This window comes from Nocardioides phosphati (genome assembly GCF_014646375.1).
In the GTDB taxonomy this organism is placed as follows: Bacteria; Actinomycetota; Actinomycetes; order Propionibacteriales; family Nocardioidaceae; genus Nocardioides; species Nocardioides phosphati.
The window spans coordinates 187417-206611 of sequence record NZ_BMNI01000004.1 but is presented as its reverse complement, the minus strand read 5'-3'; the positions used below and the strand labels follow the sequence as shown (position 1 = coordinate 206611).

Here is a 19195-nt window from a genome sequence, read left to right as displayed (position 1 = left end):
GAACGAGCGTCAATAGCGTTGTTGACGGCAATTCAGTAAGGTGCGCCACATGAGCCGGACCCGCCTGTCGCCGGAGCAGCGCCGCGAGCAGCTGCTCGACCTCGGCGTGCAGCTGATCGCCGACCGGCCGCTCGACGAGCTCTCGATCGACCTCCTCGCCGAGCAGGCCGGCGTCTCGCGCGGGCTGCTCTACCACTACTTCGGCGGCAAGCAGGAGTTCCTCCTGGCGGTGCTGCGGCGCATGGCCGACGACCTGTACGCCGCGACCGCGCCGGTCGACCACCCCGACATGGCCGAGCGGCTCCGGGTCTCGCTGCAGAACTACGTCGGCTTCGTGCGCGACCACCCGGCGTCGTACCGGTCCTTCGTGGCGGCGGCGCTCGGGGGCAGCCACCCCGACGTCCGCGCGGTCTACGAGGAGGCGCGCTCTGCCCTGACGGACCGGATCTTCGACTCCGCGAGCGCCGAGGAGCTCGCCGTCTTCGGCATCGTCGACACGGCTGCCACCCGGCTCTTCGCACGCGGCTGGGCCTCGATGGTCGAGGACGTGATGCTGCGCTGGCTCGAGGACCCACGCGGCATCACCGAGGAGGAGCTCATCGGGTCGATGACGCTCTCCCTCGGTGGCGTGCTCGCCGTCGTCGCGCTCAGCTCCTGAAGATCCACCACCGCATCGCGACGAACCGGAGCCCGGTCGCGACCAGGTTGGCCACCGTCAGCACCGTGATCTCCACCCCGTGCGGCGCCCCCGGGGCGGCGGCGTCCAGCACGAAGAGCGAGCCGCTGGTGAGCAGCAGTCCCGCGCCGAAGACCAGCAGTCCCTGGCCGTGGTGCGCGGCCAGCGCCTCCTTCCCCCGTACGCCGAACGTGAGGTGCCGGTTGGCCGCGGTGTTCGCGACGGCCGTGAGCCCGAGCGCGAGGGCGTTGGCACCCTGCGCGGGCACGACCTGCCGCAGCAGCAGGAAGAGCAGCGCGTAGGCGAGGGTGCTGGCCAGGCCCACGAGCGCGAAGAGCCCGAGCTGGTTGCCCAGCCGCCCGCTCTGCCCGCGTACGTCGAGCTGCTCGCGCACCGCCGCCAGCGGCACTCGCCGCGTGAGCAGGGCCCAGCCGAGCCGCTGCATGCCCTTGAGGTCGTCGACCGCGGTCCGCCAGATGTCGACGCGGGAGTCGGGGTCGTCGACCCAGTCCACCGGCAACTCGTGGATCCGCAGGCCGGTGCGCTCGGCGAGCACCAGCAGCTCGGTGTCGAAGAACCACGCGTCGTCCTCGACCAGCGGCAGGAGCGCGTCGGCGACGTCACGGCGTACGGCCTTGAAGCCGCACTGGGCATCGCTGAACCGGGCCCGGAGCGCGCCGCGGAGCAGCACGTTGTAGCTCCGCGAGACCAGCTCCCGCTTGGGGCCGCGGGTCACCCGGCTCGAGCGGTGCAGGCGCGAGCCGATGGCCAGGTCCGAGTGGCCGCTGAGCAGCGGGGCGACGAGCGGGACGAGGGCGTTGAGGTCGGTCGAGAGGTCGACGTCCATGTAGGCGACGACGTCGGCCGCGGAGTCCGCCCAGGCCCGCTTGAGCGCCCGGCCGCGGCCCTTCTCGGGGAGCGTCAGCACCGAGACGCCGGCGTACTGCCGGGCGAGCTGGCGCGCGACCAGCGGCGTCGCGTCGGTGCTGGCGTTGTCGGCGATGGTGATCCGCCAGGCCCAGGGGAAGGCGCGGAGTGCCGTGGTGAGCCGCTCGACCGCGGCGGGGAGGGCGACCTCCTCGTTGTGGACCGGGATCACCCACTCGACCACCGGCTCGGCGGCCGGCGACTCCAGCGCGCTCACGACGACGCCTGGGTGAGGTCGTAGAGCGTGACGCCGTCGACGGTGCGTGCGGTGAACGTGCTGCTCACCCAGGTCGCGATCTGGCTGGAGGCGTCGGAGCCGCCCTGCTGGTTGCCCGGCATCCCGCCGCCCATGCCCATCCCGCCGCCGATGAACCAGTGCACCTTGCCGTCGGCGACGAGCTGCTTGAACGCGGCCAGCGTCGGGCTCGGGTCGGAGCCGTTGAACCCGCCGATCGCCATCACCGGGCGCTCTGTCGCGAGCTGGTAGCCGCTGGCGGAGTTGGAGCCGACCGCCGCCGCGACCCACGTGTAGCTGTCGGCGTCCTGGAGGAGCAGGTTCGTGACCGCGGTGGTCGGCGTCGAGCCGTTGAGCAGGCCGCCCCCGCCGCCGGTCCCGCGGCCGTCACCGGTCGGGCCGGTGGCACCGGTGGTGCCGCCCGGGAATGCCGGCATGCCCTGCTGGTTGCCCTGCTGGTTGCCCTGCAGGTTGGGCGCGCCGTTCGGCATGCCCGGGCGCATGGCACCGGGCCCGCCCATGCCGCCCATGCCGCCCATGCCGCCCATGCCGCCTGTGCCCGCGGGGCCGGCGGTCGGGATGGAGCCGGTGTGCGGTGTGGCCGCCGTCGACAGGGAGTACGCCGTGGGCCCGGCCAGCACCGCGGCGAGGGCGACGACGGCGATGGCAGGGGCCCAGCGGCCGGCGAGTCGCGCGGCTCCGAGGGCGAGTGCGGCGCCGATGCCGCCGACGAGGACGACCCAGCGCAGCCACGGCTGCCAGTCGGTCCGGCCGAGGAGCTCGAAGGCCCACACCGCGCTCAGCGATGTCGTCGCGGCGAGCAGCGCGCTCGCGACGAGGTGGTCGCGGCGGGTCCAGAGGACGTGGGCACCGATCGCGGACGACGCGGCGATCGCGGGCGCCAGGGCGACGGCGTAGTACGCATGGAAGATGCCGGCCATGAAGCTGAAGGTCAGCCACGTGACCACCAGCCAGCCGGCCCAGACGGTCGCCGCCGCCGACGTACGCCGGGGGAGTGGGGTGACGCGCAGCCGCCGGGCGACCGCCGGGACCGCGAGGGCGAGCGTCGCCGCCGCGAGCAGGAGGGCTGCGGGGAGGAGCCAGGAGCCCTGGGCGCCGTTCTCGCTGTCGAAGAGGCGGAAGAGGCCGGTCGAGCCCCACATGCCGCCGCCGGCTCCGCGGCCTCCGCCGCCGACCGAGCCGGTCTCGTTGCCGCTGAGCCGGCCGAGGCCGTTGTAGCCGAGGGTGAGCTCGAGGATCGAGTTGTGCTGGGACCCGCCGATCCAGGGCCGCATGCCCGCCGGCACCAGCTCCACGATCGCGATCCACCAGCCCGCGGCGGCGATCAACGCGGCGAACGCGGCGAGCAGGTGGAGGATGCGCTTGCCGAGGGTGACCGTGGCCGAGGCGAAGAGCAGGTAGGTCAGCGCCAGCGTCGGCAGGACGAGGAACGCCTGCAGCATCTTGGTCAGGTAGGCCAGGCCGACGAGGCCGCCACCGAGCACCAGCCAGCGCACGGCCCTCGGCGACTCCGTCGCGCGGAGCGTGGCGTGCACCGCCCCGACCAGCAGCAGCACGAGCAGCGCGTCGGGGTTGTCGAAGCGGAACATCAGCACCGCGACCGGCGTGAGCGCGAGGACTGCGCCGGCCAGGAGGCCGGTCAGGTGGCTGCCGGTGGCCCGCTTCACGGTCGTGTGGAGGAGCGCGACGGCCGCGACGCCCTCGAGCGCCTGCGGCACGAGGAGGCTCCAGGAGCTCAGCCCGAAGAACCGGATGCTCAGTGCCATCGGCCACAGCGAGAGCGGCGTCTTGTCCACGGTGATCGAGTTCGCCGCGTCGGAGGAGCCGTAGAAGAACGCCTTCCACGACTCCGAGCCCGCCTGCGCGGCCGCGGCGTAGAACGAGTTGGCCCAGCCGCTGGCGCCGAGGCCCCAGAGATAGAGCACGGCGGTCGCCAGCAGCAGCCCCGCGAGCGTCGCGCGCTCCGTCGTACGCCGGCGGGCGGGGGTCGTGCTGTCGGTCGGGGCCGTCGGGGGTGCGGAGGCGACGGCGGTCATCACGCCTCCTCGCCGTCGGTGCGGGGGAGCGTGGCGGGCTGGGTCGGTGCCACCGCGCCGGGCAGCTGGCCCTGGGGCGGGAGGCCCGGGAGCTGGCCGCCGGGGACCTGGCCGCCGGGGAGCTGGCCGCCGGGGACCTGGCTGCCCGGGACCTGGCTGCCCGGGACCTGGCTGCCCGGGACCTGGCTGCCCGGGACCTGGCCGCCCGGGAACTGGCCCCGGCCGGGGAAGCCGCCACGGCCGGTGCCAGTGCCGTCGGCGGCTGCGGCGAGGGCGGCGCCGCCGGCGCTGCCGAGGATCACGGAGGCGAGAGTGGTCGCGGCCACGGCGCGCCAGCCGAACAGGCGGTCGCGCCAGCGGCTCGCGCTGTGCTGGAGGGGGAGGTTGTCGCTCATGCCCCGACGTTCGCGGGCCAACTCAGGCGCGAACCCTGACCAGCCTGTGCGGTGTCTGTGAGTGCCCGGCCGCCCTGCCACGCGCAACCGGTCTCGGGTGGCGGATCTCCGACCCGGGAATCTGCCCATCACCACCAGTTGCGGGGGAGGCCGGGTGGCGCAGCGCCCGCGGCGAAACCCACTGGCGGCGTACGGGAGAATGGTCGGCGCTGTGACTCTCTCCATCACGTACCCGGACCTGCCGGTCAGTGCCCGCCGCGACGACATCGCGGCGGCGATCCGTGACCACCAGGTCGTGGTCATCGCCGGTGAGACCGGCTCGGGCAAGACGACGCAGCTGCCGAAGATCTGCCTCGAGCTGGGGCGTGGCGTCGGGGGCCGTGAGGGCAAGCTGATCGGCCACACGCAGCCCCGCCGCATCGCTGCCCGCTCCGTGGCGGAGCGCATCGCCGAGGAGCTCGGCACGGAGCTCGGCGATGTCGTGGGCTACCAGGTCCGGTTCACCGACCGGACGTCGCCGACGAGCCGTGTGAAGCTGATGACCGACGGCATCCTGCTCGCGGAGATGCAGCGCGACCGCAAGCTCGAGAAGTACGACACGATCATCATCGACGAGGCGCACGAGCGCTCGCTCAACATCGACTTCCTGCTCGGCTACCTCAAGCGGCTGCTGCCGCAGCGCCCGGATCTCAAGGTGATCGTCACCTCCGCGACGATCGACGTGGAGCGCTTCGCGGAGCACTTCGCCGATCCGCGCACCGGCGAGCCCGCGCCCGTCATCGAGGTCTCCGGTCGCACCTTCCCGGTCGAGGTCCGCTACCGCCCGCTGATGCAGGAGGAGCTCGACGGCGAGGGAGAGCCCGTCGTGCGCGACCAGACCGAGGCGATCGTCGCCGCGGTCAAGGAGCTCTCGGCCGAGGGGCCGGGCGACATCCTCTGCTTCCTCCCGGGCGAGCGCGAGATCCGCGACACCGCCGACGCCCTGCGCACCGCGCTCGGCATCAAGAAGGACGACAGGCGCGGCCTCGTCGAGATCGTCCCGCTGTTCTCGCGGCTCTCCGCGGCCGACCAGCACAAGGTCTTCTCGCCGCACACCGGCCGCCGGATCGTCCTCTCCACCAACGTCGCCGAGACCTCGCTGACCGTGCCCGGCATCAAGTACGTCGTCGACGCCGGCGTCGCGCGCATCTCGCGCTACTCGGCCCGCACCAAGGTGCAGCGACTGCCGATCGAGCCGATCTCGCAGGCGTCCGCCAACCAGCGCAGCGGCCGCTGCGGCCGTGTGTCGTCGGGCATCGCGATCCGGCTCTACTCCGAGGAGGACTTCCTCGGCCGCCCGGAGTTCACCGACCCCGAGATCCTGCGCACCAACCTGGCCAGCGTCATCCTGCAGATGGCCTCGCTGCGGCTCGGTGACATCGCGAAGTTCCCGTTCGTCGAGAAGCCCGACTCACGCAACGTCCAGGCCGGCGTCCAGCTGCTGGAGGAGCTCGGCGCGCTCTCGACCGCAGGCTCGGTCTCGCACGACGGCCGCCAGCAGGGCCCGCGCCTGACTCGCCTGGGCCAGCGGCTGGCCCGCCTGCCGCTCGACCCGCGCCTGGGCCGGATGATCCTCGAGGCGGAGCGGCTCGGCTGCGTGCGCGAGGTGCTCGTCATCGCCGCCGCGCTCTCGCTGCAGGACCCGCGTGAGCGCCCCGGCGACGACCGTCCCGCCGACCAGGCGCGGGCGGCGCAGCTGCACGCGCGGTTCAAGGTCGACGGCTCCGACTTCCTGGCCTGGCTCCAGCTGTGGCGCCACCTCAAGGAGAGCCAGAAGGAGATGGGCTCGTCCGCGTTCCGGCGGATGTGCCGCGACGAGTTCCTCAACTACCTGCGCGTGCGGGAGTGGCAGGACTTCGAGTCGCAGCTGCGCCAGGTCGCCAAGGAGATGAAGGTCGACCTCGGCCATCCCGCTGACGTTCCCGACGCCGACGGCATCCACCAGGCGCTGCTCTCCGGCCTCCTCTCGCACGTCGGCGCGCTCGAGGAGCGCGACAAGAAGGACGTGCCGAAGGGCAAGCGGCCCGGCCCGCGCGAGTACCTCGGCGCCCGCGGCACCCGGTTCGCGATCTTCCCCGGCTCCTCGCTCAAGGGATCGTCGCCGCAGTTCCTGATGGCCGGCGAGCTGGTCGAGACCGGCCGCCTGTGGGCCCGGCAGAACGCCGCCATCAAGCCCGAGTGGGCTGAGCGCCTGGGCGCCCACCTGGTCAAGCGCAGCTACTCCGAGCCGCACTGGTCACGCAAGCGCGCGGCCGTCACGGCGTACGAGAAGGTCACGCTGTACGGCGTGCCGCTGGTCGCCGACCGTCCGGTCAACTACGGCCGGATCGACCCCGAGCTGAGCCGTGAGCTCTTCATCCGCCACGCGCTGGTCTACGGCGAGTGGCACACGCGGCACCGCTTCATGGCGGAGAACAAGCGCCTCCTCGAGGAGGCCGAGGAGCTCGAGCACCGCGCCCGTCGCCGCGACATCGTCGTCGACGAGCACACGCTCTTCGACTTCTACGACGCCCGCGTCGGCAAGGAGGTCGTCAGCGGCGCCCACTTCGACACCTGGTGGAAGCAGGCCCGGCAGCGCGACCCGAAGCTGCTCACCTTCGACCTCGACATGCTCACGCACGACACGGCCGACGAGGTCGCGGCGAGTGACTTCCCGACCGAGTGGCAGGGCTCCGAGGGCGGCCTGACGTTCTCCATCGGCTACCACTTCGAGCCGGGCTCGAAGGACGACGGCCTGACCATCGACGTGCCGCTGGCGACGCTCAACCGGGTCGAGGAGGAGGAGTTCTCCTGGCTCGTGCCCGGCCTGCGCGAGGAGCTTGTCACGGCCCTCATCCGCTCCCTGCCCAAACCGCTCCGCGTCAGCCTCGTGCCTGCGCCCAACCACGCCCGTGCCTTCCTCGACGCCGTCCCGCCGGGGGAGGAGCCGCTGCTCGACGCGCTCGAGCGCCACGTGCGCGCGACCGTCGGGGTCGTCGTGCCCCGCGACGCGTGGGACTGGTCGAAGGTGCCCGACCACCTCAGGCCGACCTACCGCGTCGTCGACGACAACGGCCGCGAGCAGGCGAAGGGCAAGGACCTCGAGGCGCTCAAGGCACCGTTGCGACCGAAGTTCGCGGCCGCGATGGCCGAGGTGGCCGAGCAGTCCGGCATCAGCGTCACCGGCCAGACCGTCTGGACCTTCGACGTCATCGAGAAGTCCTTCACCCAGACCCGCGCCGGCCACGAGGTGCGCGGCTTCCCGGCGCTCGTCGACGAGGGCAGCGCCGTCGGCCTGCAGGTCTTCGGCTCCGAGGACGAGCAGCTCGCGCGCCACCGCCTCGGCGTACGCCGGCTGCTGCAGCTCGAGCTGCCCGACCCGACGAAGCAGCTGCTGGACTCCCTCGACAACACCGCCAAGCTGGCCCTCGCCGGCTCGCCCTACCCCACGGTCGCCGAGCTGCTCGAGGAGTGCCGGGCGGCCGTGCTGCAGCAGCACGTCGACGCCCGTCCTCCGGTGCGGACGCCGGAGGAGTATGCGACCCTGCGGAAGGTGGCGGGCGGCGACCTGGCCGAGCGCACCCGCGCCGTGCTCGACGACGTGATGCGCGTGCTCGCAGCGACGCGCACGGTGGATCGCCTCCTCTCGGGCCGGGCTGACATGACCACCCTGCCCGCGCTCACCGACATGAAGGCCCAGCTCGCGCGCCTTGTCCACAGGGGCTTCGTCGCCGAGAAGGGCACCGCCTGGCTGCGCCGCATGCCCGTGCAGCTGCTGGCGCTGCAGCGCCGCCGCGAGCAGCTCGAGACCCAGGTCAACCGCGACCGTCAGCTGATGGACACCATCGGTGACCTCCAGGAGGCCTACCTCCACCGCCTCGCCGCGCTGCCCGACGGCCGGCCCGCGGGGGAGCAGCTGCGCCAGGTCGGCTGGATGCTCGAGGAGTACCGCATTTCGCTCTGGGCGCAGCAGCTCGGCACGGCGTTCCCCGTCAGCGACGCCCGGATCCGCAAGGCGCTGGGTTGAGCGCGCCTAGGCTGGTCGGGTGAGCCGCCAGCACCACCGCCCGATGATCCCGGGGGACCGCTTCTTCGCCGCCCTGGAGAACGGCGTCGACCCCGCTGCGGTGACCGAGGCTGCCGAGGTGGCGGCCGCGGTCCTCGTCCGGGGAGCCCGCGCCGCCGGCGACGAGGTGACCGCGCAGCGCGTCCTCACGCTGGCCGACACCGAGGGCATGGAGACGCTCGCCGAGCTCTGGTCGCACGCACCCGCGCACACGCTCGCCGGCTGCCTGTGGCGGCTCTACCTGCTGCGCGGGTGGGTCCATGCCGCTCCGCTCTCCGCCGCGGAGGAGTACGACGCGGGCCGGCACGCCGCCGAGGTCGCCCGTGTGGTGGCCGGCGTCTCCGAGCCGCCCGGGCCCGACGAGGTGCGGCTGATGGTCGACGACGTGCTGCGCGGCATCGTGCGCACGGACTTCGCCGACGTGCTGCTCCGCGCGGCGGCGTTCGCGCGGGTGGTGGCGGTCGGCCGGGCCAGCCTGGGCCGGGCGAACGACGAGCCCGTGCTCACGCTCAGCGAGCAGCTCGAGGGCGCCGCGCACGTCGAGCTCGACCACGGTCTCTCCTGACCCACGTCACGCTGGTCACAGACCCACCCGGTCCACGTGCGTGATCACCCGGGCCGACCTACACTTCTCGGGTGCGCCGGGCCGTGGCAGCCCCGGGTCCCAAAATCAGCCGCTGCGAGCGGCCACGCGCCGTGAGGCGCTCCCGGTCCGGCGCACCTCGCTCCACCGCCTCGGCGACGTAGGGTCACCGGCATGGACGCGACGTACGCCCCGCAGGCCGACGGACAGCCCGATCCGGGCGAGGTCGTCTGGGCCTGGGTCCCCTACGAGGAGGACCCGACGCAGGGCAAGGACCGGCCGGTCCTCCTGCTCGCGCGCGAGGGCGATGCCTGGCTGGCCCTCCCGATGACGTCGAAGGACCACGACCGCGACGCGGCGCAGGAGGCCTCCGTCGGCCGTCACTGGATGGACGTCGGCACGGGCCCGTGGGACCACCGTGGCCGCGCGAGCGAGGTCCGGCTCGACCGTCTGCTCCGCCTCGCCCCCACCGCCGTACGCCGCGAGGGTGCCGCGCTCGCGCCCGAGGTGTTCGCAGCGGTCGTGGCCGCAGCCGCGCCGTACCTCACACCGGGAGCCCCGGCCTGACGACCATCGGGCCGCTAGGGTGGGGCCGCTGTACTGGGGAACACGATGAGGAGGGCCTGCTGCCGTGAGGCGTTCCGTGCTGGTGGCTGTGATGGCGATCGTCTCGACTGTCGCCGCGGGTTGCTCGAGCGACCCGACCGACCCCGCGCCCACGACGAGTGCCGCGAGCGCGAGCCCGTCGGGCAAGCCCACCGACATCTCGTTCCTGGTCTACGGCGCGCCCGCGGAGGTCAAGGCCTACCGCTCGATGGTCAAGCAGTACGACGTCGACCACCCGGGCGTGAAGGTCCACCTCGTCGAGGTGTCGAGCGCCGACGCGGCGCTCCGCCGGCTGCGCAAGGGCGAGGTCCCCGACGTCTTCCTGATGTCGCGCCGCGACCTCGGCGAGATCGTCGACGCCGGCATCAACCAGCCGATCGACGAGCTCCTCGACTCGCGTGGTGTCGACTTCACCGACCTCTACAAGCGCGACAGCATCCGCGCCTTCTCCCACTCCGACCGGCTCGAGTGCATGCCCTACGGCATCTCACCCATGGTGATGTACTACAACACCAACCTCGTCGACTTCTCCGAGATGGCCGAGGCGGGCCTCGACGTCCCGAAGAACCACGCGACCTGGACCTTCGACCAGTTCGCCGAGGCGGCCAGGTTCGGCGCGCGCCGCGGCGCCAAGGGCGTCTACGTCGACCCGAGCCTCAGCGGCCTCGCCCCGTTCGTCTACTCCGGGGGCGGCTCGCTCTTCGACGACGACCGCGACCCCAAGCGCCTGGACCTCGCCTCCGACGGCAGTCTCGAGGCGCTGACGACCTCGCTGGAGCTGCTGCGCAAGGGCGCGATCACCCCGACGCCGCGCGAGCTCCGCTCGACCAGTGCTCTCGACCTCTTCAAGGCCGGCAAGCTCGCGATGATGGCCGGCTTCCGCACGCTCACCCCCGAGCTGCGGCGTACGCCGGGGCTCAGCTTCGACGTCATGCCGATGCCGGCGCTGCCCGACGACCGCACGCTCGGTGACGCGAGCGGTCTCTGCATCTCGGCGAAGGCCGTCAACACCAGTGCCGCGGCCGACTTCGTCGTGCACGCGATCGGCAAGGACGCGGTCTCCGACGTCGCCGCCGCGGGCTACATGGTGCCGGCCAACACCGAGGTCGCCGAGTCCGACGCCTTCCTCCAGCAGGACCGGATGCCGGCCCACGCCTACGTCTTCAACCGCTCGGTCAAGGACATCGTGACGCTGCCGCTGATCGAGTCGTGGCCGGCGCTCGAGCGGGCGGTCCACGGCGACGTGTACCAGCTCTTCTACAGCCGCGTCATCGACATCGAGGCGCTGACCAAGAAGATCGACGAGGAGTCGAAGGCGGTGCTGTCGCCCCCGAAGGCGTCCGTCACGCCGTCGCCCTCGGCCTCGGCGTCCGGCAAGAACTGACCGGTCGCCCGGCGGGGCTTCAGGCCTCGTCGGTGGTGGCCGGCTCGACGTCGCCGGCGATGATCGCGTCGCGCAGCAGGGGAGCGACGAGCTCGACCTGCCACGGCCGTGCGGCGTACGTCGTGAGCTGCTCGCCGACCGCGGCCAGCAGCTCGTCGGGCTGCCGCGTGCGCGGCGGGGTCCAGAGCAGACGGCGCAGCGCATCGGGCTGCAGGAGCTGCTCGACGGGCGTGCCGACCTGCTCACCGAGCGCGGCGACCGCGTCACGGGCGTGGGCCAGGCGGCGGGCAGCGACCGGGTCCTTCTCGGCCCAGGCGCGGGGGACCGGCGGGCCGTCGCCGCGCAGGGTGCGCGGCGGGAGCTCGGCCTCGGGGAGCGCGGCGGCCTCGCGGATCGCGGCGATCCAGCGGGTGGAGTAGCGCTCGGCGCCGCGGCCGTGGAACCCCTTGAGAGCGAGCAGGGCACTGCGGTCCGACGGCATCGCGAGGGCGGCCTCGACGATCGCGGAGTCGGGGATGATCTTGCCGGGGGTGACGTCGCGCTCGGCGGCGATCGCGTTGCGCTCCTCCCACAGCAGCTTGACGGCGGCGAGGCCGTGGCGGCTGCGGACCCGGTGCATCTGCGAGGTGCGGCGCCAAGGGTCGACCCGCACGTTGGGCGTGAAGCCGAGGAGGTGCTCGAACTCCTGGCGAGCCCACTCGGCCTTGCCGGCGGCCTCGAGCTCGGCGGCCATCAGGTCACGGAGCTCGATCAGCACCTCGACGTCGAGGGCGGCGTACTCCAGCCAGGACTCGGGCAGCGGGCGCTTCGACCAGTCGGCCGCGGAGTGCTCCTTGCGCATGCGCTGGCCCAGGAGCTCCTCGACCAGGGTGGCCAGGCCGACGCGGGGGTAGCCGAGCAGGCGCCCGGCGAGCTCGGTGTCGAAGAGCGAGCCGGGCTGCAGGCCGATCTCGGCCAGGCAGGCGAGGTCCTGGGTGGCGGCGTGGAGGATCCACTCGGCGCCCTCGAGCGCTTCGGCGAGCGGGGCCAGCGTGGAGAGGCCGATCGGGTCGACCAGGGCGGTGCCGGCGCCCTCGCGGCGCAGCTGCACGAGGTAGGCCCGCGCGGAGTAGCGGTAGCCCGACGCGCGCTCGGCGTCGATCGCGACCGGGCCGCTGCCGGCGGCGAGCTGCGCGGCGTACGCCGCGAGGTCGGCATCGGTCTCGATGATCGGCGGCAGGCCGTCGCGCAGGGTGAGCAGGGGAGCGAGCTCGGCCGCAGGCGCGACAGCGTCGTCGGCCGACGCGTCGTCGTTCGGTCGGGGAGCGGAAGGATCAGTCACGTTCAGCGCTGCCCTCGGCGGCTCGGCATGGCGGCGACGCCCTCGGGGACCGGCTCGAGGCCGACGGCAGTGCAGAGGAGCTCGGCCCAGGCCTCGACGTGGGAGGCGATGTCGAGGGTGTCGGGGGTCCAGGACGCGCGGATCTCGAGCTGGGCGGAGGAGTCGTCGTCGGACATCCCGCCGAAGCCCTCGGTCGCCACGCGGGTGACGGTGCCGGAGGCCGCGTGGAAGCTGGCGCCGTGCGCCTCGAGCGCCTCGGTCAGCCAGGCCCAGCCGACCTCCGCGAGCAGGGGGTCGGTGATCATCGACGGGTCGATCTCGGCGCGGGCGTAGGCGACGCAGCGGTACTCGCCCTGCCAGGCGTCGTTGCCCGCCGGGTCGTGGAGCAGGATGATCCGGCCGGTGCCGAGGTCCTCGTCGTCGACGGTGACGTCGGCGCTCAGCGCGGCGGCGTACGGCGCGATGCGCTGCGGGGCGGGCATGTCCTCACAGAAGACCTCGCTGCGCAGCTTCGCCGAGCGCATGCTGGCGACGGCGCGACGGAACTCCTCGGGCTGGAGGGGGGCGCCCGGGCTAGGGGGCGTCTCCTGACGGACGACCATGCCGTCCAGCGTAGGACTGCTCACACCCGGCGATGCCCTGCCACGCCGCGCCACCTGAGAGGATTGTCCTGTGACTCCCACGACTCCGGCCGACGCCTCCGCCACCCGCGACTCCGCCTTCATCCGCGCTGCGCGCGGAGAGTCGGTGCCCCACACGCCGGTCTGGTTCATGCGCCAGGCCGGGCGATCGCTGCCGGAGTACCTCAAGGTCCGCGAGGGCATCGGCATGCTCGAGTCCTGCATGGACCCCGACCTGGTCACCGAGATCACCCTCCAGCCCGTACGCCGCTACGGCGTCGACGCGGCGATCTTCTTCTCCGACATCGTGCTGCCGCTGAAGGCGGTCGGCGTCGACCTCGACATCAAGCCCGGCATCGGCCCGGTCGTCGCCTCGCCGGTGCGCACGCTGGCCGACGTCGAGGCGATCCCGGACCTCGTGCCCGAGCACGTCCCCTACATCACGCAGGCGGTGAAGCAGCTCGTCGCCGAGCTCGGTCCGACCCCGCTGATCGGCTTCGCGGGCGCGCCGTTCACGGTCGCGAGCTACCTCGTGGAGGGCGGCCCCTCCAAGGAGCACGCGAAGACCAAGGCGATGATGCACAGCGCCCCCGAGGTGTGGGACGCGCTGATGCGCAAGATCGCGCAGCACTCCGCGGCGTACCTCCGCGTGCAGGTGGCCGCCGGCGCCTCCGCCGTCCAGCTCTTCGACTCGTGGGCCGGCGCGCTGACGCCGCGCGACTACGTCGAGCACGTCATGCCGCACTCCTCGCGCGTGCTCTCCGAGGCCGGCGAGCTGGGTGTCCCGCGCATCCACTTCGGCGTCGGCACCACCAACCTCCTCACCCTGATGGGCGAGGCGGGCGCCGACGTGGTCGGCGTCGACTGGCGCACGCCGCTGGCCGACGGCATCGCACGTGTCGGCGACCGCGCTGTCCAGGGCAACCTGGACCCGACGCTGGTCTTCGCGCCCACCGAGGTGATGCTCGACCGCGCCGCCGAGGTGATCGATGCCGGCCGTGCCGCGAAGGGCCACATCTTCAACCTCGGCCACGGTGTCATCCCGTCGACGGACCCCGACCAGCTCAAGAAGCTGACCGACTTCGTCCACGGCTACCCGCTGGACTGAGCGCCGGTCTCACGCAGCCCGCAGTGACCGGGCCTGGTCGAGGAGGGCACCGAGCAGGGTGCGGGCCGCGTCCGTCGCACCGTCCCGCGGGCGGTGCAGCAGCACGAGGCGTACGCCGGCAGGGCTGTCGCGGATCGGCCTGGTCGTGATCAGCCCCGTCCGGGCGAGCGGATCCTGGTCGACGCTGTAGTCGGGCAGGATCGTGAGGCCGATGCCCTCGGCGACCATGAGCTTGCCCATCTCGGCGCCGTCGGTGCTGTGCCACGTGCGCGGCAGGTCGTCGCCGAAGAGGCGGTGGGCGTAGCGGTGCATGAGGTAGCCCGCGCGCATGCCGATGAACGGCTCGGCGCGGAGGTCGTCGGCGCCGACGTCGGCGCCCGCCTCGAGATGGTGGCCCGCCGGCAGGACAGCCACCGGGGCACCGCGCCGCAGCTCCGCGCCGGCGAGTCCGGCGGGCACGTCGTCGCCGTCGAGGAGGTTGACCAGGCCGAAGTCGAGCGACCCCTCGACGAGGCCGAGCGCGATCTCGTGCTGCTGCATCGTGCGCAGCTCGATCGACGTCTCGGGTCGCTGCTCGCGGAGCCGCTGGACCGCCGGCAGGAGCAGCACGCTCGTCGCCGCGTGCACCGAGCCGATGCGCACGGTGTGGCTGGCTGCTGCGCGTCCGTCGGCCGCCGCGCGCAGCCGGGCGACGGCGTCGAGCACGTCGGTCATCCGGGGCAGCAGCTCGCGCCCGGCCGGGCTGAGCCGCGCGCCTGAGCGCTGCCGCTCGAGCAGGTCGACGCCGAGCTCCCGCTCGAGGCGGGCGAGGGCGTCGCTGACGGCCGGCTGGGAGACGTGCAGGTGGTCAGCCGCCCGGCGTACGGAGCCGTGCTCGGTGACGGCGACGAGGTATTGCAGCTGCTCGATGCGCATGCGGTCATCCCGGTGATCGGGCGCGGCGAGGGGGTGATCGTCGATCCCGGTCGCCACGCACTGGACAATGTATAGCGAAATACTACTATTAAGTCCGAAGGAGGTCGCCCCATGTCCCGCACCACGATCACGTCCGGCCGTGCCGCCATGCCGCGCGGCCTCTGTCGGTCCTGTCGCTGACCGCGCCCGGCCGGGCTCCCGGCCCGCGTCGCCGTTCGCGACGCCCCTCTCCTCCTCCCGGTGCCGACCGGACCCCGTCCGGCCTGCCTTCGACCAGGAAGTCCTCATGATCGAGATCTCCGGACTCACCAAGTCCTACGGTTCGACCGTCGTGCTCGACGGCATCGACCTGACCGTCGGTGACGCACAGATCGGTGCGGTCGTCGGCCCGAGCGGTGCGGGCAAGAGCACCCTGGCGCGCACGGTCAACCTGCTCGAGCGGCCGACCAGCGGCTCGATCGTCGTCAACGGCCAGGACCTGGCCTCGCTCCGCGGCGCCGACCTGCGTGCCGCGCGCCGCGAGATCGGCACCGTGTTCCAGTCGGCGAACCTGCTGCGCCGCCTGACGGCCGCGGAGAACGTCGCGCTGCCGCTGCGCCACCACGGCGTACCGGAGCACCAGGTGAAGCGCCGGGTGCACGCACTGCTCGATCGCGTCGGCATGCTGCACCGGGCGCGGCACTACCCCTCGCAGCTCTCGGGCGGGCAGCGCCAGCGGGTCGGGATCGCCCGCGGCCTCGCGCTCGGCCCCTCGGTCCTGCTCAGCGACGAGGCCACGTCGGGGCTCGATCCCGAGACGACGCTCTCGATCACCACCCTGCTGCGCGAGCTCCGCGACGACCTCGGCGTCACGATCCTCGTCATCACCCACGAGATGGACGTCGTGCGCGGCCTCGCCGACCACGTCGCCCGCCTCGACCACGGCCGGATCATCGAGCAGGGTCCGGTGGACCAGGTGGTGCGCCGCTCGGACTCCGAGCTCTCCCGCGCGCTGCTTCCCCTGCCGCCGGCCGTTCCTGCACCGGCAGGGCACCGCACCTGGACCCTCCGGTACGACGCGGCCACGGTCTCGCCGTTCTGGGTCGCGGAGGTGAGCCGCGACCTGGGCTCGGACCTCGCCGTCCTCTCCGCCCTGGTCGAGGAGGCCGGCCGGACCGGTGTGGGCCGCGTGACGGTCGCCGTCGACGGGCGGGTCGACGCCGGCAGCGTCGAGCGCGCCCTCGTCTCCCGCGGCCTCGTGCCCGAGCAGCGGCCGGACGCCGAGGCCCCCGTGCGCGCCGTGGGGGAGGCCGTCGCATGATCGCCCTCCTCTCGACGCCGTGGCCACAGGTCCCGTCGCTCCTCGGTCCAGCGCTCGGCGAGACCGTGCGCCTGGTCGGCCTGGTCATGGCCGTCGTCGTCGCGCTCGGCCTGCCCCTGGGCCTGCTGATCTTCAACACCTCGCCGCTCGGGCTCACGCCCCACCGGCTCCTGCACCTCTCCGTCAGCTGGGTCTCCAACCTGGGGCGCTCGCTGCCCTTCCTCGTGCTGATGGCGGCCGTCATCCCGGTGACGAAGCTCCTCTTCGGCACGACGATCGGCTTCAAGGCGGCGCTGCTGCCGATGGCGATCGCGGGCGTCGCGTTCTTCTCGCGCATCACCGAGAACGCCGTTCGCGAGGTGCCGCGCGAGCTGCTCGACGTCGGCCTGGCAGGCGGCTCCACGCGGTGGCAGATCGTCACCGGCATCCAGCTCAAGGAGGCGGTCCCGGGGCTCGTCGCCGGGTTCACGATCAACCTCGTCGCGATGATCGAGTACTCCGCGATCGCCGGGGCGATCGGCTCCGGCGGCGTCGGCTACCTCGCCGTGAACTACGGCTACCGCCGCTTCGACCAGAACATCATGCTCGCCTGCATCGTCGTGCTCGTCGCGATCGTCCAGGCCCTCCAGTTCGGTGGTGACCGCGCCGTCCGCGCCCTCACCCGCTAGCGCCCCCTGGCCTCCGCGCCCAGCTCCCACCTCCGCGTGCACCGGCCGGCCGGCCGCCCCGCCCCGCCTCCCGGCGTACCTCTCCCGAAGGAAGAACCCATGTCCCTGACCGACAAGAACCTCCCTGATGCGTTCGACGACCTCGACCTCGGCGGCCGCAACCGCGGACGGCTGGTGATCGCCCTCGTCGCGCTGGCCGTCCTGGTCACGGCCGCGCTGGTGGCCTGGCGGGTCGCCGGCGGCGACGACGACAAGGCTGCTGCCGGCGGCAGCCACTTCGGCGACGAGCTGCAGATCGCCTACCAGGCGAGCTCGGCCTCGGAGAAGGCGTTCCTCACCTACCTCGGCACGGAGATCGCGCCGAAGCACGGCGTGACGATCAAGCCCGTCGGCATCGAGGACGGCAACCAGCTCGACCAGGCCACGGCCGACGGCCGCTACATCGCCAACATCTACCAGCACAAGCACTGGCTGAAGCAGGTCACCGACTCCACGGGGTGGAAGCTGACCGCGCTGGGACCGGTCTTCCAGTGGTCCTACTCGGTCTACTCCGAGAAGTACCCCAGCTTCGACAAGCTCCCCAAGGGCGCCACGATCGCGCTGCTCAACGACCCGGCCAACACGGCGCAGGCGCTCTGGATCCTCGAGCGGGCAGGGGCGATCACCTTCAAGGACGGCGTCGACCCCGCCGAGGCCACCGAGCAGGACATCGCGACGAACCCCAAGGGCTTCAGGTTCCAGTACATCGAGTACGGCGCGGGCCCGCGCTCGCTGCCCTCCGTCGACGCGGTCATCGACTACAACATGAGCTTCGTCGACGCCGGCACTCCCGACTCCGAGCGCATCCTCGCGCCCGACGCCCCCAAGGACTTCGCCGGCCAGCTCGTCATCGGCACGAAGTACGCGGACGACCCGCAGGTGAAGGTCCTCAAGGAGATCTTCTTCGACCCCGCCGTGCAGGAGTACCTGAAGACCAACCACGACCCCGCGCTGAAGGGCCAGCTGGCCCCCGTGTCGGCGAGCTGACAGGAGCAGTGAGATGACCCTCCAGACAGAAGCGCAGGCCTCGGCCCGCCCCCAGTCCGACGCTCAGCCCCGCCCCGTCGTCCGGCCCGGGTCGCCCGAGTGGACGGCCCTGCTGGCCCGCATCGCCGAGGGCGCGTCGGAGCGCGAGCGGACCCGGACCGCGCCGTACGAGGTGATCGGGTGGCTCAAGGAGGCCGGCGTGGGCCGGCTCCGGCTGCCCGTCGAGCTCGGCGGTGCCGGGCTCTCGATCCCGGAGCTCTTCGCCGCGCTGATCGACCTCGCGGAGGCGGACTCGGCCGTCCCGCACATCCTGCGGACGCACTTCTGGTTCGTCGAGCAGCACCTGCAGGCGATCGAGGACCCGGCCTTCCGGCGTCGGCTCGTGGACCTCGCCGGCTCCGACAGCCTCGTCGGCAACGGCTTCAGCGAGCAGAGCCGGAAGCCGGTCGGCCTCGCCTTCGAGACGGCGTTCACGCCCGAGGGCGACGGCTACCGGCTCAACGGCACGAAGTACTACTCGACCGGCTCGATCTACTCCGACCACACGCAGATCTGGGCGGCTGCGCCTGAGGGCCGGATCGCGGGCGCAGTGATCCCGGTCGACCGCGAGGGCGTCACGATCCTCGACGACTGGGACGGCTTCGGCCAGCGGCTGACCGGCACCGGCACGACGGTGCTCGACAACGTGCGCGTGGAGGCGGAGGAGTTCTTCGACCTCGGCGAGCCTGACCCGGCCGAACCGGTGCCCGGGTACCAGGGCGCGTTCCTCCAGCTCTTCCTGCAGGCGGTCACGGCCGGCATCCTGCGCAGCGTCCGCAACGACGCGGTGGCGCTGGTGCGGCGCCGGGCGCGCAACTACAGCCACGCGACCGCGCCGGGCAGCCCGACGAGCGACCCGCAGGTCCTCCAGGTGGTCGGCGAGATCGCGGCGGACGTCTTCGCGGCCGAGGCGATCGTGCTGCGCGCGGCCGAGGCGATCCAGGCGGCCGCGGACTCGGTCGTCGACGGCGTACCGACGGCGGAGGCGGCCGACGCGGCCCAGCTCGCCGCCGCCCACGCGAAGGTCGCCATCGACCGGTTCTCCTACGCGACCGCGGCGCGGCTCTTCGACGTCGGCGGCACCTCCGCGACGTCGGCGGCCAGCAACCTCGACCGGCACTGGCGCAACGTCCGGACGATCTCGACGCACAACCCGACGTTCCTCAAGGCCTCGGCGGTCGGCGACCACCTGGTCAACGGCGCCGCGTTCCCGGCGAACGCCTACTTCTGACCCGCTGTCCTCACCTCCAC

The 19195-nt window shown here is 72.8% G+C and carries 16 protein-coding genes; 10 read left to right on the top strand and 6 right to left on the bottom strand.

From position 1 onward, the window contains the following. Positions 1-49 precede the first annotated feature (49 nt). Positions 50-658, top strand: coding sequence for a TetR/AcrR family transcriptional regulator (locus IEX47_RS10355; RefSeq protein ID WP_188783932.1), 609 nt, complete (start codon positions 50-52; stop codon positions 656-658). Here IEX47_RS10355 and IEX47_RS10350 read toward each other — a convergent pair. From IEX47_RS10350 to IEX47_RS10340, 3 genes are read right to left on the bottom strand one after another with little or no spacing between them, the layout of a single operon-like run. Then, positions 648-1820: a bifunctional glycosyltransferase family 2/GtrA family protein gene (locus IEX47_RS10350; RefSeq protein ID WP_188783931.1), complete on the bottom strand. Its 1173-nt coding sequence runs from the start codon at positions 1818-1820 to the stop codon at positions 648-650. The two genes, IEX47_RS10355 and IEX47_RS10350, sit on opposite strands and share 11 nt — an antisense overlap. Next, entirely contained in the window at positions 1817-3895 is a 2079-nt protein-coding gene (locus IEX47_RS10345; RefSeq protein WP_188783930.1) for an ArnT family glycosyltransferase, read from the bottom strand. The genes IEX47_RS10350 and IEX47_RS10345 overlap by 4 nt, the downstream gene beginning before the upstream one ends. After that, positions 3895-4290, bottom strand: coding sequence for a hypothetical protein (locus IEX47_RS10340; RefSeq protein WP_188783929.1), 396 nt, complete (start codon positions 4288-4290; stop codon positions 3895-3897). The genes IEX47_RS10345 and IEX47_RS10340 overlap by 1 nt, the downstream gene beginning before the upstream one ends. Positions 4291-4489: 199 nt before the next feature. On the opposite strand from IEX47_RS10340, the gene hrpA reads away from it, so the two are divergent. From hrpA to IEX47_RS10320, 4 genes are all read left to right on the top strand, one after another. Then, positions 4490-8335 (top strand): ATP-dependent RNA helicase HrpA, encoded by a 3846-nt coding sequence (gene hrpA, locus IEX47_RS10335; protein ID WP_188783928.1) that lies wholly within the window; start codon positions 4490-4492, stop codon positions 8333-8335. A gap of 19 nt (positions 8336-8354) precedes the next feature. Then, on the top strand, positions 8355-8939 hold the full coding sequence (locus IEX47_RS10330; RefSeq protein ID WP_229662785.1) for a hypothetical protein: 585 nt from the start codon (positions 8355-8357) through the stop codon (positions 8937-8939). A 192-nt stretch (positions 8940-9131) separates the two neighbouring features. After that, entirely contained in the window at positions 9132-9524 is a 393-nt protein-coding gene (locus IEX47_RS10325; protein WP_188783927.1) for a type II toxin-antitoxin system PemK/MazF family toxin, read from the top strand. A gap of 64 nt (positions 9525-9588) precedes the next feature. Continuing rightward, positions 9589-10947 carry an ABC transporter substrate-binding protein gene (locus tag IEX47_RS10320; protein ID WP_188783926.1) on the top strand — a complete coding sequence of 453 codons (1359 nt, stop codon included), beginning with the start codon at positions 9589-9591 and terminating at the stop codon, positions 10945-10947. Between the two features lie 19 nt (positions 10948-10966). Here the strand turns inward: IEX47_RS10320 and IEX47_RS10315 are convergent, their stop codons facing one another. Both IEX47_RS10315 and IEX47_RS10310 read right to left on the bottom strand, forming a co-directional pair. Further along, positions 10967-12268, bottom strand: coding sequence for an HRDC domain-containing protein (locus IEX47_RS10315; RefSeq protein ID WP_229662784.1), 1302 nt, complete (start codon positions 12266-12268; stop codon positions 10967-10969). A 2-nt stretch (positions 12269-12270) separates the two neighbouring features. Then, positions 12271-12870 (bottom strand): DUF3000 domain-containing protein, encoded by a 600-nt coding sequence (locus tag IEX47_RS10310; protein ID WP_188783925.1) that lies wholly within the window; start codon positions 12868-12870, stop codon positions 12271-12273. Positions 12871-12940: 70 nt separating this feature from the next. Here IEX47_RS10310 and hemE point away from each other — a divergent pair, with 70 nt between their 5' ends. Further along, the gene (hemE, locus tag IEX47_RS10305; RefSeq protein WP_188783924.1) at positions 12941-13996 is read left to right on the top strand and encodes a uroporphyrinogen decarboxylase; all 1056 of its coding nucleotides are present in this window, start codon (positions 12941-12943) and stop codon (positions 13994-13996) included. 9 nt (positions 13997-14005) lie between these two features. Here the strand turns inward: hemE and IEX47_RS10300 are convergent, their stop codons facing one another. Next, positions 14006-14911, bottom strand: coding sequence for a LysR family transcriptional regulator (locus tag IEX47_RS10300; protein ID WP_188783923.1), 906 nt, complete (start codon positions 14909-14911; stop codon positions 14006-14008). Between the two features lie 286 nt (positions 14912-15197). Between IEX47_RS10300 and IEX47_RS10295 the strand changes: the two genes are divergently transcribed. The 4 genes from IEX47_RS10295 (at position 15198) to IEX47_RS10280 (ending at position 19175) form a co-directional block, all read left to right on the top strand. Next, positions 15198-16211: a methionine ABC transporter ATP-binding protein gene (locus tag IEX47_RS10295; protein WP_188783922.1), complete on the top strand. Its 1014-nt coding sequence runs from the start codon at positions 15198-15200 to the stop codon at positions 16209-16211. Then, a complete protein-coding gene (locus tag IEX47_RS10290) occupies positions 16208-16879 on the top strand; it encodes a methionine ABC transporter permease (RefSeq protein ID WP_188783921.1) in 672 nt (223 codons plus the stop codon). Before IEX47_RS10295 ends, IEX47_RS10290 begins: the two co-directional genes overlap by 4 nt. Before the next feature lie 99 nt (positions 16880-16978). Further along, on the top strand, positions 16979-17905 hold the full coding sequence (locus IEX47_RS10285; protein WP_188783920.1) for a MetQ/NlpA family ABC transporter substrate-binding protein: 927 nt from the start codon (positions 16979-16981) through the stop codon (positions 17903-17905). Positions 17906-17918: 13 nt separating this feature from the next. Further along, the gene (locus IEX47_RS10280) at positions 17919-19175 is read left to right on the top strand and encodes an acyl-CoA dehydrogenase family protein (RefSeq protein WP_188783919.1); all 1257 of its coding nucleotides are present in this window, start codon (positions 17919-17921) and stop codon (positions 19173-19175) included. Positions 19176-19195 lie beyond the last annotated feature (20 nt).